Origin of the sequence: Neobacillus kokaensis (assembly GCF_014656545.1) — a bacterium.
GTDB classification, from domain to species: domain Bacteria; phylum Bacillota; class Bacilli; order Bacillales; family Cytobacillaceae; genus Neobacillus; species Neobacillus kokaensis.
In genome coordinates, this window is the sequence record NZ_BNDS01000002.1 from 204,853 (window position 1) to 221,635 (window position 16,783).

At 41.6% G+C, this 16,783-nt stretch carries 20 protein-coding genes and 1 other annotated feature; of the genes, 1 reads left to right on the forward strand and 19 read right to left on the reverse strand.

Annotated features, from left to right (window positions below):
- Nucleotides 1–1,012 (reverse strand): SafA/ExsA family spore coat assembly protein (safA, locus tag IE222_RS03510; protein WP_191269723.1); only part of this gene is annotated, 1,012 nt, incomplete at its 3' end.
- A gap of 195 nt (nt 1,013–1,207) precedes the next feature.
- Between safA and IE222_RS03515 the strand changes: the two genes are divergently transcribed.
- A complete protein-coding gene (locus tag IE222_RS03515) occupies nt 1,208–1,744 on the forward strand; it encodes a transcription repressor NadR (protein ID WP_191269726.1) in 537 nt (178 codons plus the stop codon).
- Between the two features lie 42 nt (nt 1,745–1,786).
- Here IE222_RS03515 and pheA read toward each other — a convergent pair whose 3' ends face one another.
- From pheA to IE222_RS03605, 18 genes are all read right to left on the reverse strand, one after another.
- Nucleotides 1,787–2,641: a prephenate dehydratase gene (gene pheA / locus IE222_RS03520; protein WP_191269728.1), complete on the reverse strand. Its 855-nt coding sequence runs from the start codon at nt 2,639–2,641 to the stop codon at nt 1,787–1,789.
- A gap of 41 nt (nt 2,642–2,682) precedes the next feature.
- The gene (gene thrR / locus IE222_RS03525; RefSeq protein WP_191269730.1) at nt 2,683–3,138 is read right to left on the reverse strand and encodes a transcriptional regulator ThrR; all 456 of its coding nucleotides are present in this window, start codon (nt 3,136–3,138) and stop codon (nt 2,683–2,685) included.
- Nucleotides 3,139–3,299: 161 nt separating this feature from the next.
- Nucleotides 3,300–4,586: a GTPase ObgE gene (obgE, locus tag IE222_RS03530; protein ID WP_191269732.1), complete on the reverse strand. Its 1,287-nt coding sequence runs from the start codon at nt 4,584–4,586 to the stop codon at nt 3,300–3,302.
- Nucleotides 4,587–4,642: 56 nt separating this feature from the next.
- Nucleotides 4,643–5,179: a Spo0B C-terminal domain-containing protein gene (locus tag IE222_RS03535; protein WP_191269734.1), complete on the reverse strand. Its 537-nt coding sequence runs from the start codon at nt 5,177–5,179 to the stop codon at nt 4,643–4,645.
- Nucleotides 5,180–5,373: 194 nt separating this feature from the next.
- Nucleotides 5,374–5,667 carry a 50S ribosomal protein L27 gene (gene rpmA / locus IE222_RS03540; RefSeq protein WP_191269736.1) on the reverse strand — a complete coding sequence of 98 codons (294 nt, stop codon included), beginning with the start codon at nt 5,665–5,667 and terminating at the stop codon, nt 5,374–5,376.
- A complete protein-coding gene (locus IE222_RS03545) occupies nt 5,668–6,009 on the reverse strand; it encodes a ribosomal-processing cysteine protease Prp (protein ID WP_191269738.1) in 342 nt (113 codons plus the stop codon).
- 13 nt (nt 6,010–6,022) lie between these two features.
- Nucleotides 6,023–6,331, reverse strand: coding sequence for a 50S ribosomal protein L21 (gene rplU, locus IE222_RS03550; RefSeq protein WP_191269739.1), 309 nt, complete (start codon nt 6,329–6,331; stop codon nt 6,023–6,025).
- Between the two features lie 12 nt (nt 6,332–6,343).
- Nucleotides 6,344–6,428, reverse strand: a sequence feature (ribosomal protein L21 leader region).
- Nucleotides 6,429–6,483: 55 nt separating this feature from the next.
- A complete protein-coding gene (locus IE222_RS03555) occupies nt 6,484–7,929 on the reverse strand; it encodes an Rne/Rng family ribonuclease (RefSeq protein ID WP_191269741.1) in 1,446 nt (481 codons plus the stop codon).
- 81 nt (nt 7,930–8,010) lie between these two features.
- Nucleotides 8,011–8,877 (reverse strand): M50 family metallopeptidase, encoded by an 867-nt coding sequence (locus IE222_RS03560; protein WP_191269742.1) that lies wholly within the window; start codon nt 8,875–8,877, stop codon nt 8,011–8,013.
- On the reverse strand, nt 8,870–9,649 hold the full coding sequence (locus IE222_RS03565; protein ID WP_223282567.1) for a M23 family metallopeptidase: 780 nt from the start codon (nt 9,647–9,649) through the stop codon (nt 8,870–8,872). The genes IE222_RS03560 and IE222_RS03565 overlap by 8 nt, the downstream gene beginning before the upstream one ends.
- Nucleotides 9,650–9,910: 261 nt before the next feature.
- Nucleotides 9,911–10,714 (reverse strand): septum site-determining protein MinD, encoded by an 804-nt coding sequence (minD, locus tag IE222_RS03570; protein WP_191269746.1) that lies wholly within the window; start codon nt 10,712–10,714, stop codon nt 9,911–9,913.
- 1 nt (nt 10,715) lies between these two features.
- A complete protein-coding gene (gene minC, locus IE222_RS03575) occupies nt 10,716–11,396 on the reverse strand; it encodes a septum site-determining protein MinC (protein WP_191269748.1) in 681 nt (226 codons plus the stop codon).
- A gap of 122 nt (nt 11,397–11,518) precedes the next feature.
- Nucleotides 11,519–12,037 carry a rod shape-determining protein MreD gene (gene mreD / locus IE222_RS03580; RefSeq protein WP_191269750.1) on the reverse strand — a complete coding sequence of 173 codons (519 nt, stop codon included), beginning with the start codon at nt 12,035–12,037 and terminating at the stop codon, nt 11,519–11,521.
- Nucleotides 12,034–12,918 (reverse strand): rod shape-determining protein MreC, encoded by an 885-nt coding sequence (gene mreC / locus IE222_RS03585; protein ID WP_191269752.1) that lies wholly within the window; start codon nt 12,916–12,918, stop codon nt 12,034–12,036. Before mreC ends, mreD begins: the two co-directional genes overlap by 4 nt.
- Nucleotides 12,919–12,937: 19 nt before the next feature.
- Nucleotides 12,938–13,960 carry a rod shape-determining protein gene (locus IE222_RS03590; protein WP_191269754.1) on the reverse strand — a complete coding sequence of 341 codons (1,023 nt, stop codon included), beginning with the start codon at nt 13,958–13,960 and terminating at the stop codon, nt 12,938–12,940.
- 161 nt (nt 13,961–14,121) lie between these two features.
- The gene (gene radC, locus IE222_RS03595; RefSeq protein ID WP_191270195.1) at nt 14,122–14,793 is read right to left on the reverse strand and encodes a RadC family protein; all 672 of its coding nucleotides are present in this window, start codon (nt 14,791–14,793) and stop codon (nt 14,122–14,124) included.
- A 61-nt stretch (nt 14,794–14,854) separates the two neighbouring features.
- Entirely contained in the window at nt 14,855–15,427 is a 573-nt protein-coding gene (locus IE222_RS03600) for a Maf family protein (protein WP_191269756.1), read from the reverse strand.
- Between the two features lie 229 nt (nt 15,428–15,656).
- The gene (locus IE222_RS03605) at nt 15,657–16,742 is read right to left on the reverse strand and encodes a hypothetical protein (protein WP_191269758.1); all 1,086 of its coding nucleotides are present in this window, start codon (nt 16,740–16,742) and stop codon (nt 15,657–15,659) included.
- Nucleotides 16,743–16,783 lie beyond the last annotated feature (41 nt).

The window sequence follows — 16,783 nt, forward strand, 5'->3', positions numbered from 1 at the left end:
CTGCTGTTCCTGGATATCCTGGGGCCCCTGTCATTGGTCCAACACCTTCTGGATATCCCGCAGGCATTTGACCATACCCAGCTGGAGTTTCTCCATATCCCATTGGCATTCCGCCATATGCTCCTGGCATTGCCTGATAGGCTGGCTGCATGCCATATGCCGCTGGATCCATAGGCTGCTGGAATCCGGCTGCTGGAACTTGAGAATACGGACTTCCCATCACTGTTCCTCCAGGATTATATCCCGGATTCATTGGCATTTGGGGCATAAAGGCAGATGATTCATCATGAAAAGACATCGGCATATAGGATCCGCCCACCATTTGCCCCGGATTATTTGGAGTTATGTTAGGGAGCATATTTGGAACCGCATTAGAAGCAGGCATCATTGGGGCTGCCTGCATCGGCGGGCAAGGCATTTGCATCGGAATGCCTCCATATGGCGGACAAAATCCTGGTCCGGGCATAATCGGTGTAATTGGAACACAATAATCTTGCATTGGTGGACATGGCGCTTCTTGTACCGGCATTGGGGCAGGCATTGGAACTTCTTTCTTTGGAACCTCTTTCACTTCAGGAAGGATATTAGCCGGTTTGGGCGGCAGCTCAGGTTTTACCGTCATATTAGTCATGTTAGTCATATAATAATTATTAATATCGATTTCTGGGACTACTTGTAGAGGCATTTTTGGGGTATACGGCGCTTTCGGTGCTTCTTTTATAATTGGCTGCTCTTTAATTGGCACTTCCTTTATCGGTATTTCCTTAACGGGTGCTTCTTTAATCGGCATTTCTTTAATCGGTACTTCTTTGGCAAACGGATGCTCAGCTTTGATTGGCCCTTCTTTTTTGATGGTGCCGCCTGTTGTCGGGACCTTTATTTTCATTCCGGGCATTATCATATCAGGGTTGCTGAGCTGTGAATTCATCTTTTTCAGCTCTTCAAAATTCACGCCGTACTTCTTGGCGATCTTCCAAAGAGTATCCCCTTTCTGTACGATATGGATCTTCACTCTGATTTCCCTCCTATGGCATAAGTCCATATAGTGTATGTGGTAATGGGCAAAATGCTATCATTCTTCACAAAAACTTATGCTTCTTTTTTTCGAAATATGTTTACACAAGCTCTAGTCTATTGGTTTACTTCATTTATTTTTAAAAATCAGTATGGTACTATGAAAGCATGTACATGGTAAGGAGCGTTTAATATGGAACAAAAAAAGATACTTGGGGACGAACGGAGAAGATTTATTTTACAATTATTACAGGATAGCAGCCGACCAATTACCGGAAGCGAGTTAGCCGAGAGGACAAATGTCAGCAGGCAGGTGATTGTCGGTGATATTACGCTGCTTAAGGCTAAAGGTGAACCAATTATCGCAACGAGCCAAGGGTATCTGTTTTTACAGCAACAGAGTGAAAATTTAGTTTATGAACGGACGATTGCTTGTCGCCACACTTATGAGGACACAGAAAAAGAGCTAAATATCATAGTTGATTACGGGGTAAAAGTGAAGGATGTTAAAATCGAACATGCTATCTACGGTGATCTAACCGCATCTATTATGGTGTCAAACAGACAGGAAGTAAAGCAATTTATTGAAAAACTTGAAACAACGAAAGCACCGCTATTATCAGAACTAACCGGAGGAATTCATTTACATACTTTATCAGCTCCAAGTGAGGCTGCTTTAGAGAAGGCAGAAGCTGCACTTAAAAAAGAAGGAATATTATTGGAATCATAAAAAGGACCTTTTAATGGTCCTTTTACAATGCTTTCGCTAATCTTAATCCAAATCCACCATCATTGCTGGGTAGCTTCCGAGCAATTTGACACTGCATCCTAAAGCTTCCATTTCAGCAATAGCTCCAGGTATTAACACATCATCAAGCTTCATTTCTAAATCTATAATGAAGAAATAATTTCCAATTCCCGTTTTCATTGGTCTTGATTCAATTTTTGAGAGATTTATTTTGCGCCAAGCAAACGCAGATAACACTTGGTGCAGAGCACCCGCCTGGTCAGATGGCAGTGTTACCATTAATGTTGTTCGATAATGGGAGGAACCGCTTAGCACTTGAAAATCAATATCTTTTTTGGCTAAAACAATAAACCGGGTATGATTATGGTCAAAATCATGGATGCCTCTTTGGACAATTGTCGCCCCATATTCCTTTGCAGCCAATTCGTTCGCAATTGCTGCAATGTTCAGTTCAGGTGATTCCATGATCATTTTAGCTGATGCAGCTGTGGATGAAACACTTTCGTACGGTACTCCCTTAAAGTGTTTATGTAAAAATTTATGACACTGAGCAATCGCATGGGAGTGGCTGAAAATTTTTTCAGCATCCTGCCATCTCTCCGCATTCTTAGGGTGAACCATTAAATGCATTGTAATCGGAATCGTAATTTCCCCAATAATCGGAATGTCTGCAACATGTGTTAAATAATCAAGCGTAATGTTAACAGATCCTTCTAAAGTGTTTTCCAGCGGGACTACAGCAAGCTCAACAACGTGGTTAGAGACTGCATCCATACATCCCGGAATTGTTTGAAACGGCACATATTCAAAGCCTTCAAAAACCTTTTTCACTGCTAATTCTGTAAATGTTGCCTTTGGGCCTAAATAACCTACCTTCACTTCTTCTCTCTCCTTTAAAAGAAAGCCGGGAACTTCTCCATTTATGCTCCTGTTCCCAGCACCTCAACCTTCTCAACAAATGCGAGCTTTCTCAAATCAGCCAGCAATGACTCAATATCATTTTTCATATCCGATGTGTTTAACGAAAGCGTTACATTCGCTCTCCCTTGAAGGGGAATCGTTTGGTGAATCGTTAACACATTGCAGCCTGAAGCGGCTACAATGCTTAACAGTTTTGATAAAGTTCCTGAACGGTCCTCTAAATGAAAAAACAAGGAAACCAAACGTTCTTTTTGAATCGTAGAAAATGGAAATACCGTATCACGATATTTATAGAAAGCACTGCGGCTTAAATCTACCTTTTGCGCTGCATCCCAAATGGATTCCGCCTTGCCGCGTTCAAGCATTTCCTTTGCATCAAGCGTTTTTTTCATCGCCTCCGGCAGCACATCTTCACGGACTAAATAAAATTTTTTTTCAAAGTTATCCATTCTCATCTCTACCTTTTTGGAAACTTTATCCCGCTTTTACGGGCAGTAAGATCCCTACTTTAAATTCTTAGCTTAAACAGGAAATCAAAGCGGGGAACAACTGCCCGTAAAAGCCCGATTGGTTCAACTAACAATCAGTGGAACCCTCCTCTGATTGAGGTTTCACTTTATTCAATAAACTCAAATTCAAATTCTAACAATTTGACGATATCTCCGTCTTTCGCTCCTCTTTGCCTTAGAGCATCGTCAACCCCCATGCCGCGAAGCTGTCTTGAGAATCGGCGGACTGATTCATCTCGTGAAAAATCAGTCATTTTAAACAATTTTTCAAGCTTATCACCTGAAAGCACAAAGCTGCCGTCTGGTTCTCTTGTAATGACAAATGCATCAGGATCGGCCTCATGCTTATAAAGGACGCGGTTAATTTCCACTTCCTCCTCATGCTCAAGCGGAAATTCCGGTGTTTCCTCCACTTTATCAGCAACTGCAAACAACAGTTCACGCAAACCTTTTCTGGTAATGGCCGAAATCGGAAAAATCGGGTAATCCTCTTCAAGCTGGTCCTTAAACTTTTTCAAGTTTTCCTCCGCATCCGGCATATCCATCTTGTTCGCCACAATAATTTGCGGACGCTCTGTTAACCTTAAGTTATACTCTTTTAATTCGCGGTTGATTGTCAGATAATCCTCAAACGGATCACGACCTTCGGTGGCAGCCATATCAATGACATGGACGATAACCCTAGTTCGTTCAATATGACGCAAAAATTGGTGACCTAAGCCGACACCCGCGTGAGCACCTTCAATCAGTCCTGGCAAATCAGCCATAACAAAGCTGCGTCCATCCTCCGTTTCCACCATACCGAGATTTGGAACGATGGTTGTAAAATGATACTCGGCAATTTTCGGTTTTGCCGAAGAAACAACCGATAATAACGTAGACTTTCCGACACTCGGGAAACCAACAAGTCCAACATCAGCCAAAAGCTTTAGCTCTAGAATGACATCGCGTTCCTGCCCAGGCTCACCATTTTCGGCAATTTCCGGCGCTGGATTGGCCGGTGTCGCAAACCGGGAGTTACCACGACCGCCGCGGCCGCCTTTGGCAATCACAGCCTGCTGGCCATGCTCCACCAAATCAGCGATGACAACTTTCGTTTCAGCATCCATAACCACCGTACCAGGAGGGACCTTAACAATCATGTCCTTGGCATTTCGGCCGTGCTGGTTCTTTGACATACCATGCTCGCCGCGAGTAGCTTTAAAATGGCGCTGATAACGAAAATCCATCAGCGTCCGCAAACCTTCATCAACTTTAAAAACAACATCGGCACCTTTACCACCGTCGCCGCCGGCAGGCCCCCCTTTTGGTACATATTTTTCACGGCGGTAGGCAACCATTCCATTGCCTCCATCGCCGCCCTTTACATAAATTTTCACTTGATCAACAAACATTTTTTATAATCCTCCGGTAGTTGAAAAATAACAGAGAATCGCTGGTCTTTGCCAGGCTAAACAGCCGGCATATAAAGCTCCAATGCGAGTTCATTTTCCGAAAATTCCTTCACCACTATATCAAGCAGGCTAGTGTGTTCAGAAAGGAATATCTCAATCAATTCTCTGCTTATTATTATCCCGCTAAAATCAAAAAAGAAACGAAGTCCATTCGATTGCGGTTCAATCGTAATTGATAAATGATTATCTTGAAATGCCTCTATGGCGTTATTTAAACATAAAAAAAATAGTTTTGTCCAATTGGTTAAGGTTTCATCATCTACCTTCATTACATCCTTATCGATTAATACCTCATATTCGAGCTTAAATTGAGGATTCTCCCAATTGGTCCTTAATAGCAGTGAAACAAATCTCTTCATTGGAAGATTTGAGAGGTTTGTCTCATTTTGTGCTTCGATAATGATTTCCTCAATAACCGTTTTCACACGATCGATTCTGTTTAAATCAATATTCCCCTTTATTAGCTGCAGCTTATTCATCCAATCATGGCGCGAGTGCCGCAGCACCTCAATTATATCCCATTGTTTCTCCATACCTTCGCTCCCAAATTTCGTTGTCCGAAAAACTGTTTGCTGTTAGTATAACAAAAAAACAACTATGAGTAAGCAATTTTCTATGTATACAGGGAAAATGTCTGAATTTATGAAGAACTTTTTGAAGATTTCTTGGTGAAGTTTTAAAAAAAAAGAAAACTCTAACCTATAGTGTTAGAGTTTTCAGGCAGCTATTAAGCTTCTTGAGCTACTGGATATACGCTCACTTTTTTGCGGTCGCGGCCAAAGCGTTCAAATTTTACAACGCCGTCTACTTTTGCAAATAAAGTGTCGTCTCCGCCACGGCCAACGTTTTCACCTGGGTAAATCTTTGTACCGCGTTGACGGTAAAGGATAGAACCGCCAGTTACGAATTGACCGTCTGCACGCTTAGCACCAAGGCGCTTTGCGATAGAGTCACGACCGTTCTTAGTAGAACCTACCCCTTTTTTAGATGCAAACAACTGAAGATCTAATTTTAATAGCATTTATTCCACCTCCTGCTTTTTGAAGGTAATTTTTATGTGCTTTCCGTAATCAATTTCAATCGTTCGTAAGGCAACAGCCATACCTTCTAAAAGAAGCTGCACTTTCCCGCTTGTTTCCTCCGGAAGATGTTCCGGAATCGTACAGCGGAGCAGTCCAGACTCATGGTCGATTTCAGGAGTAACGCCTGTTAGTTCGTGTACCGCGTTAACGGCACCAACCGATACGGCAGAAACGCCGGCACAGACAATATCCTTCCCCCGCCTTTCAAAAAAGGCATGTCCGCTTATTTCAAACGACTGGATTTGAGCAGATTTCGTACGATTAATCACTACTTGAATCATCTAATTCAACACCTTACGCGTTGATTTTTTCGATGACTACTTTAGTGTAAGGTTGACGATGACCTTGTTTCTTGTGATAGTTTTTCTTCGCTTTGTACTTGAAAACAGTGATTTTCTTCGCACGGCCTTGCTTTTCAACTTTAGCTGTAACAGTAGCGCCTTCAATAACAGGGCTTCCAACTTTTACAGTTTCGCCGCCTACGAAAAGAACCTTGTCAAAAGTAACAGTTTCGCCAGCTTCTACACTTAATTTCTCGATGTAGATTGCTTGGCCTTCTTCAACTTTCACTTGCTTACCGCCAGTTTCGATAATTGCGTACATAACTGCACCTCCTTATAAACTCAGACTCGCCATATGCAGGTGCTTTGCATTAATGATGCAAAATCTTATAACCTGGTATGTGCGGTTGTAGCACGGGTGCTACAAACAACATTAAAATCCTACCATAATCTAAAGCATTGTGTCAATATATTTTAGTCCGCTTTGAAGGATATCTCCTGTTCATCCCCGAACTGTGTCAACCTATAATAGTGTTCAATAGAAGGCTGGATGGAAAAATAAATCTTGAATTGGAGCAGTTCCTCTAATACTTCTTTATAAGAGCCATCCGGGCTAATCAGCGCATCCTTCACTTCACTTGTGGTTTCAACAAGAACAGCCTCATATTCGGTACTGCGGTGCTCCATCAGCTCCCGCTCGAGGCGAAAGGCGATTGTCTCGGCACTTAACACTCGGCCAGTCCCATTGCAGACACGACATTTTACCTGCATCGCCTCAGAGATCGATACCTTTGTTCTTTTCCTTGTCAGCTGAAGAATACCAAGTGGTGTAAAGCCGATTACTTTAGTCCTTTTTTCATCTTTTGCAAGCTCTATCTCTACTGTGTGACGAATTTTCTCTTTGTCCTGTTCGCGTTTCATATCGATAAAATCAATCAACACAATACCGCCAATATCACGGAGCCGCAGCTGCCGGACAATTTCCTTCGCTGCCAGCTGATTCGTTTTGAACACGGTATCTTGATAATCGATCTTTCCAGAGAATTTCCCGGTATTCACATCGACAATCGTCAGTGCCTCTGTTTCATCAAAGATCAAATAGGCACCGTTATCGAGCCAGACGACACGTTTTAACGCCTTATCAATTTCCGGCTCTACCTTGAAAACAGAGAAAATATTTTCTTTTCCATTATAGTAGCTGACTGGTACATTTCCACCGTCGAGCCTTTTTTTCAATGATAAATCATCAACCATTACCTCGCCGGCAGTCATTCTGGCAACCTCGTCTAGGATCATTTCGCTAAAATGATCTGTTTGATAAATTAAGCCCGGATTTTTCATTGAAAGGGTGCGTTGAAAAATTTCTTCGTATCGCTGTCTTAGCTGATTAAGCTCACCTTGAATCTCCGCTTCCGCAGCATTCACACTTGAAGTTCGAAAAATAAGCCCTTCTTCGTCTTTTTTGATTTGGTTTCCTAAATGTTTAAGATCCTTTTGGCTGTCATCGCTGATTTTTTTAGAAACCGCCAGATAATGCCCTTTTGGCATATAAATCAAATGTGTCCCAGGAATTTCAATAATGGCTGTCACCTTAGGACCTTTCGTGCCTGTAGCATCCTTGTCCACTTGGACCATCATTTTTTCCCCCTGGCGGACAAATGATGTAATGTTTTTTTCCTTCTCCTGTGATGCAACAAAGGAAGGAATAACGTCCCGATGCAAATAGGCGTTTTTTTCCGTCCCGATATCAATAAAGGCCGCATTCATTCCAGGAAGCACCTTTGTAACCGTCCCAAAATAAATATTACCGACCAAAGATCGATGCTCCGGCCGGTCAAAAATGATTTTTTCTACTCGGTTGTCTTTAATATAGGCAAACCTTTTTTCACGTGAAGCAGTATTAACAATTAACCTTTCCAAACTAACGTCCTCGCTTTTTTAAATCGATGACCCATTAAAATTATGCATCATCGCATTTCTTATTGGTCCTATTATACCTTATTAATACAAAAAGAGAAGGTCGCTGATTTTATCGGTTAACCGTTTTTCCGTGAAATAGGCATGAAGCAGTTCATTTTCATCTAAAGTCCCCTTTTTCTCACCCTCTGCTTCCACCACAATCGGGTGCTTGCAGCCGCGCTGGAATTTCTCCAGCACATGAATCAGCAAATCCTCTTCCTTTGCCTGTATGGGCACCAAATCATCGGGATTCGATTTATTGCCGTAATAACGCTCTAATAAAAATCGCATAAAAATAAATCGTCGCTGTTTCCATTCATAATAGATGGAGAATAGCAGGTAGCCAATCACTACCCAGACATTAATATGGGCGGGTGCCGCAACTAAGATGAGTATTGAAAAAACGGCCAAACTTACAAGTGAAAACAATAGTGTTATTTGATGAGCCTTTGTAAAGGAATGTTTTAATGAGAGCAATAAAAATACCATTTTTCCGCCATCGAGCGGCCAAACGGGAAATAAATTAAAAATAAGAACCATCATATTGTAGTGGAGAAATAATTGATACCACTCTTCCGGTAAAACGTTGAATGTAAACAGGCCATATGCAGCCGCGATCATCCAGAGATGCTGCACTGGTCCCGCGAGTACCACAATGGCCTCTTCCTTTAACGGGCGGTTTCCGTGCTCATCCATTTCTGCCACACCGCCAAATGGCAGGAGGGTAATTTTTTTAATACGCCAGGAAAAAAAGAAAGCTGCGGCCGCATGCCCCATTTCATGGATAAAAATAATTCCGATTAATAAACACACTTCCCGGAAATGTGCCGTTGCAATGGATAGAGCAATAATCAGCCACAGCAATGGATGGATGTGGACGAGCCTAAGTAAGGAAATCAGCTTATTCAAAGCGAATCACCTTAACAGGGTCGATAAAACTTTCATCCTTTTTAACGGCAAAATAGTATTGACCCTTTGTTTTATCTTCACTAGCAGACCCTGACACCGTTCCAACCACTGTTCGTTTGTCGATATATTCATATAATTTCACCTTAATACTTTCTAAATTCCCATACCACGTTTCCGATCCATCCCCATGCTGAACAATGACGGTTTTCCCTAGTCCTTCTTTGACTGCGGCAAAACTGACAAAGCCATCATTAATCACTTGAACCGGTGCTCCCTTTCCGGTCTCAATCATGATTCCTTGTCCATTCTTTTCAAAATTTTCGAGGAGTCTTCCTGTTACGGGAACAGCGCCGCTTTGAACCTCTTCTGTTTTACCTGCTTCGTTCTTCTCTGTGAATGGAAGCAAGGCTAGCGGTTTGCCAAACTTATCCTCATACCATTTTGAAACTGTAGCAAACTTAAATTCCTTGTCCATTGTTTTGACAACGAAATTCTTCACAGGTTCCACTGCTGGAACTTGACTGCGGAACATGATGGCTACTACTAGGAACAACAGGATTGAAGCCAATACTTTGAAAAAGAGGACCTCTTTTTTAAACAATGGGTGCCCATCATCCCCTCCACCAGATGGAGAAATATAATTGTAGCCATAGCTTTCATCATCATTACCAGGCCATAATAAATGCTGATCCTGGGTTTTGTCAGCTGTACCTTTTCCTTTTTTCCTTTTGGCAATTCTCCTCCGTATTTCGTCCGCTGAAGACCGCGCCATACCCATCAATCCTTTTCGAGCTATTTGTACAAGTCTATGAGGGGGATGGAGGGAGTATGACTTGATTGTGGAGGATTTTGTGGCTGGGGCGAGTTTTGGGTTTTTTATTAAGCGGTTTTGGCTTTTTTTCATGGGGTTTTGGCTTTTTTTCATGGGGTTTTGGCTTTTTTTTTGACCCTTTTGGCTATTTAGACATTTTTTACCAATAAAACATAAATAAAAAGCCTGTCCACTACACAAAAAGCAGACAGGCAAAATATTTTATCGTACACCAAAAAACTTTTTAATCCGGCCAAACATGCCTTTGTTTGCTTCTTCAAGCGGCTGGAGCGGGATCGATTCTCCGAGAATCCTTCTGGCAATATTGCGGTAAGCAATGGAGGCTTTGCTATTTGGATTTAAAGCAATCGGCTCACCATGATTTGAAGCTCTGATGACCTCGTCATCGTCGGCAACAATGCCGATAAGACCTATTGATAAGTGTTCGGTAATTTCATCTAAATCTAGCATATCGCCATTTTTCATCATATGGTTGCGGATACGGTTCACGATTAATTTCGGGGCTTCCATATGCTTTTCTTTTTCAAGCAGGCCAATTATTCTATCAGCATCACGAACGGCAGAAACTTCCGGTGTTGTCACTACGATCGCTTTGTCTGCACCTGCAACAGCATTCTTATAGCCCTGCTCAATGCCAGCAGGACAATCAATAATGATATAGTCATAGTCTTGTTTTAATTCATCCATCAGTTTCTTCATCTGATCGACTGTTACAGCATTTTTATCGACAGTTTGGGCAGCCGGCAATAAGTATAATAGGCCATCAAATCGTTTGTCTTTCACTAATGCTTGATGAATTTTGCACCGTCCATCGACCACATCAACAAGATCATAGATAATTCTGTTTTCAAGCCCCATTACGACATCCAAGTTTCGGAGACCGATGTCTGTATCAACCAAGCATACTTTCTTGCCTTGAAGGGCGAGCGCTGTGCCAATATTGGCACTAGTTGTCGTTTTGCCGACGCCGCCCTTACCGGATGTAATTACGATTGCTTCTCCCACTTTAATGTCCCCCTTCTAATCTCGTTAAATCAGGTCTTAATTGGATTAAAACTTGTAATCTATCAATTTTGATTTGATGGTCCTCATCTATGTAGGCACATTCCATTTCATGTTTTTCATCAACCGGAATGATATCTGGTGCCTGGTTTCGCACTTCGTTAATCATAAGCTGTGATGGTTTCATACTAGAAGCCGCAATTACCGCCTGGTCGTTTCCATAACAGCCGGCATGGGCGATTCCTTTTAACGCTCCCATAACAAATATATTGCCCCCCGCGATAACTGTACCGCCCGGATTAACATCGCCAATCAGCAATAAATCACCAGGAACTCTTAAAATCTGCCCGGAACGAATAATCTTTGAAACGGTTACAACCTCGTTTTCAGCCCGCAATTGATCCGCTTCTTCTCTCGTAATGACATTTGAAACAATGTCATCGACAACAAGATTCTTCTTTTGCCGAATCAGTTCTTTTAATTCATCTCGCTGTTCCTCGGTTACATAGCGGTTGCCGACTTCCAATTTTACAGAGATCAAGTGACGCTCATCTTGGGTTCTCGTGTTTGCCGAAAGCTTCTGATCTAACTCCCGCTTTAACTCATCATAGGAACAACTGTCATCAAGTCGAAGAACCAGACCATCCTTTGTTCCTTTTATTGTAACATTTTGCCGTTTTTTCATGGAGAAAAATTCACCTCATAACTAAGAAAACAATTTCGGATCGCATACAAAGATGACCGACCTGAAGGATATATTTCCATATCTTAAATAAATTTCGACACGAACTGTCCATTCTCCTTTTTTTATTCGTCTCTTAGTGCATCGGCATACTTTTCAAAATACCGTTTTAAAGGAAAAATGAAGATCAGCAAAAATGCCGCATTAAGGATTAAAGTAGGATATAAACGCAAATTTAAGAAATCTATGAATTCAAGGTTTGTTACATGAATTAAATAATCCATTTCATAAACGCCAACCTCCAGCAGTGCGATACCAAAAACCGAAACGACAAAGGCAACAATCATATTAGCCTGCAAAACATGCATGATTTTTGAAATGAGATAGGCGACGAATGGGAAAAGAAATAAATAAATCCCAATAATTTCAATATAAACAATATCAAATATTAAGCCAAAAATGGCTGCATAAATGATCCCTTGTTTCCTGCCAACAAAAATTGTTAACAAAAGCAATCCAGAAAATAAAAAACGCGGCGCTAGGATTCGATTTTGCCCGAGAACGTCCGCTGGTAAAAATTGAACAAAAAGACTTTCGGCAATAAAAAGCAGCATAAATAAAAGGGGAAGAAGGAATTTCCTCACAATTCCTCCTCCTTCCCGTTTGATATATCTTTTTTAGCCGGCTGTGTCATTGAACGTTTAATGATGACGACGTTTTGAATATCGTAAAAATCTGCCCCCGGCTTTACCAGTGCCATTTGGTTTAATCCGTATTGGTCTGTCTTCACGTCAACCACTTTTCCAATCATCAAACCGCCGGGAAACACTCCGCCCAACCCGGAGGTTGTAACAGTTTGTCCCTTTTCCACTTTAGCCCCTGAGGGAATGCTTTTGATTTGGAGCAGTTTTTCCTTATTGTCAAAACCTTGGACAAAGCCATATACGTTTGATTTCTTTCCTTGAATCACAGCAGAAATCCGATTTTTCGGATCCATTGCACTTAACAGCTGTACGGTTGAACTAAACTGATTGACACTTTTCACTTTTCCAATCAGTCCGTTGGCCGTAATTACAGCCATATTTTTGTTAATTCCTTTTAAACTTCCTTTGTCAATAATAATCATTTCATGCCAACGATCAGGATTCCTGCCAATAACAGTAGCTGGTTGTGTTTCATAATCTCTCAGGGTCTTTGTTTCACCGAGAATGTCACGTAAGTCACTATTATCTTTTTTCAGCGCTTGAACTTCTGCCTCAAGGCTGGCAATTTTTTCAACCCGTGATTTTAATTCCTTATTCTCATTATATGTATTTTGCAAGTCCTGAAGATTTTCAAAAAAGCCCGCAATATAGTTGGCAGGCTTTGAAACAAGGGATTGAACCCAGCCGGTCGTGTCTTTGACAAATTGCTCCGGCCAGGATAGTTTCTCTCTCTCCCTTAAAGAAAACCCAATCAATGCCACGAGAACAATAATGCTGACTAGCAAAATGATCAGACGTTTATTCAAAAAGAACTGTGGCATGATGATACACCTCTATTATCTATCTAGATTCTTTCGCTTTGTTTTTAAATAACTGAATGTTATCCAGCGCTTTACCCGTTCCTATTGCTACACAGTCAAGCGGGTTTTCAGCAATTAATACAGGCATTTTGGTTTCTTCGCTGATAACTCTGTCTAAATTCCGCAGCAGCGCTCCGCCGCCCGTTAAGACAATCCCGCGGTCCATAATATCAGCCGCAAGTTCAGGCGGGGTTTTTTCTAATGTATTTTTCACTGCCTCCACGATGGAGTACACTGTGTCATTCAAAGCAGATGCAATTTCTTTTGGCGTAATTTCAATAGTCTTAGGAAGGCCGGTTAATAAATCACGGCCGCGGATTTCCATATTATCAATGCCCTCAGGAATACCAGCCGAACCAATTTCCATCTTAATGGTTTCCGCAGTCCGGTCGCCAATCAATAAATTATAATTTTTTCTAATATAAGTAATAACGGCTTCGTCCATTTCGTCACCAGCTACACGAATTGATTGGCTGGTCACAATTCCTCCTAAGGAAATAATCGCAACCTCTGTCGTACCCCCGCCGATATCAACAACCATGCTGCCGGTAGGCTCCCAAACCGGCAGATTAGCACCAATTGCCGCTGCAAACGGTTCTTCAATGGTATACGCGTCCTTAGCCCCAGCTTGTCTTGTTGCATCGATAACGGCTCTTTCCTCAACAGCTGTAATTCCTGATGGTACACAAACCATGACATATGGCTTACCAGCGAATGGTCCTTTATTTTTAATCGCCTGACGAATCAAATGCTTCATTAATGCTGATGTCGTTTCAAAATCAGCAATAACCCCGTCCTTCATAGGTCTAAGGGCCACTACGTTTCCTGGTGTCCGGCCGATCATATTTTTTGCGTCATTCCCGACAGCGACAATGCTTTTTGTATCAGTTTGTAATGCCACGACAGATGGCTCGCGCAATACAATTCCTTTCCCTTTCACATACACAAGGGTATTCGCAGTACCCAAGTCAATCCCAAGATCTTTTGTTCCAATACCAAACATAATGCTGTATCTCCCTTTCTGATACGAATTGCTTAAAAATTAGGCAAGTAATGACTTTTATATCATGTCTAAATAGTTAAGTTTGTAATAGCTATTCCAAAAAAGTAGTCCTAAAAAATCATAAACAATATTATAACGCAACGTCAAATAAAAACATAGGATTATATATATCCTTTTTCCTTCAAACTGACAAACTTATTTTCTCCGATGATCAAGTGATCGAGGAGATCAATGCCGATGATTTTCCCGCATTCAACTAAACGCTTGGTCACTTCAATATCCTCACGGCTTGGCGACGGGTCGCCTGAAGGGTGATTATGCAGCGCAATAACAGAAGCCGCAGACCGTTTTAAGGCTTCGCGGAAAACCTCCCGGGGATGGACGATGGAGGCATTTAAGCTGCCGATAAAAATAGTCTGTTTATGGATGACCTGATTTTTCGTATTTAAGTACAGGCAGACAAAATGCTCCTGTGTTAAAAAGCGCATATCGTTCATCACATAATTGGCGCCGTCTTCCGGCGAGCGGATCACATAGCGGTCAGTGTAATTCAGATTGGCAATCCTTCTGCCAATTTCAACTGCGGCAAGCAGTTGAATTGCCTTGGCTGAACCGATCCCTTTAATTTCTGTCATTTCTTCCAATGTAGCCGATTTCAACTGCCTTAACCCTTCAAAATGGGTCAAGAGCCGGTTGGCTAATTGCAGTACCGACTCATCCTTCGTTCCGTTCCTTAACAGTATCGCAATTAGCTCATGGTTCGATAGGCTCCCAGGGCCATGTTGAATAAACCGTTCCCTTGGCCGTTCATCCTGCGGAAAATCACGAATCATTAATGTTTTCGTATTTGTAGACACACCTTTTCCTCCCTTATTGTTCGGGAGTTAATGATGGCTAATACGGCAGCTGATAGCCTAACCGTTTCAATTCCCTTATCGTCCGTGAAACAGGCAGTCCGACAACCGCAAAATAGTCCCCGTGTATTTTTTTGACAAGCATGCTCCCTAGCTGCTGTATACCATATGCCCCTGCTTTATCAAGCGGTTCGCCAGTTTTTACATATGACCGTATCATGTCTTCTGTTAACTCCCAAAACCATACTTCTGTTTTTTCGTAAAACCTTGTCGAGTTTTCTTTTGAGACAATGGATACACCTGTGTAGACATCATGCTGTTTACCTGAAAGAGTTTGTAGCATTGAAATAGCTTCTGCCTCATCTGCTGGCTTCCCTAGGATTTGATTATTCGCAACCACAACCGTGTCTGAGCCAATCACAAGAGCATCCTGGTTTTCTTGAAAAACCTTCCTCGCTTTGCGGTCAGCTAATTCCATAACGACTTCTTCCGGTGAAAGCCTTGGGTCAAAGCTTTCATCTACTTCACTGCTTGATATTGCGAATGATAGATGGAGATTTTCTAGAAGTTCTTTTCGCCGTGGAGAAGAAGAGGCTAAAATGAGGTTCTGCATGTCATCACCTTACCTTTTTGCTTCTATAGGGAGATACAAGTTAATCGTATCAGAAATTATAGAAGCAAACAATTTTTATATGATTAAAATTTGATGAAATTTGTAAAATTATGCAGAGGTTTTAACTTCTTCCTGTTTTACACTTCAAAAAGCCTGCCCCTTTTGGACAGGCTTTTGTGAAAAAATTTCCCGGAAAATAGTGACTTTTGACACTGGCTATATAAAAATACTATAACCAATAATAGACAGCTAAGAAATTCAATAAATGCTGCTGGGCTTCGGTTAAGCTCTTAGGATCCTTTGATGCTTCAAAGTTTCTTACTTTTTCTTGAGCACCCTGTAACGCCGTTTTTAGACTCGTTACTTTTTTATTTTTTATTCCGCTGTCATTCAATTGCTTTTCAATAACAGCTAGTGAGCTTGCTCCTTCAGCAGGTAACTCATTCGTCAAAAGGGCGCTTGAAGTTACTAAGGATAGTGTTTCATAAATCGTTGGGACCGCCTCTAAAAAATTCTTCTCATTTGAGCTGAGGCCGGAAATAGTCTTTTCATCGATTAAAAGCGGCTTAGCAAAGACATCTTCCACACCGTTTTGTTTATATTGCGCCCCTAATGACTTGGCGCTTTCAATTGAATCGGCAACACCGAGAAATAAATAGAAATTATTATCAATCTCGATAATTTCGGAAGGAACACCAATAGATGCTAGTTTATCTGATATTTCTGCAGCACCATCTTTTGATCCAAAAACTCCGCCCTGTATAACAAAAGCTGTTTGCTGGTTAATTTCCGCCGAAGCCGTATTTACCATTGATTGCTTAGGATTGTCCGTTTTCGGTTCCTCTATCGTGACGGGATCGGTTACCACCTTTTCAGCTGGTGTACCATTCAGCAATTTAAGCATGAAAACCCCAATCGTTGTACCAATCAGGACCGCGAAAACAGCAGTAATCAATATAGAACTGACCGGCTTGCCATTCTTCTTTTTATAATAACTTGAAAAAGAGACTGTTTTTTTACCGGTGGTTTTATGGGGTCCTTTTCCTTTACCCTTGCTGCTTGGGGCTTTCATCTCTTCCACTTCATTCTCTAACGAATCCGGAATGATCCAGTCAAAGCTTTCATCCTCATTTTCTTGTGCGGCGGCGGTTTCTAGCATTGCCTCCTCTTCAATTTGCTCCGGGTGCAATTCTACTATTGGAGGATTTTGTACTGTGTTCTCCTCTGTCTCGGCTTTATGAAGCTCTTCCTGATAGGTTCTATTGTCTCCATTTATTTTAATTGTGATTGTATTGCCCTTTTTAGGCCTGTCCACAGCTCGTACTCCTTTCTCTACCAAAAGTTAATTTGTTCCAT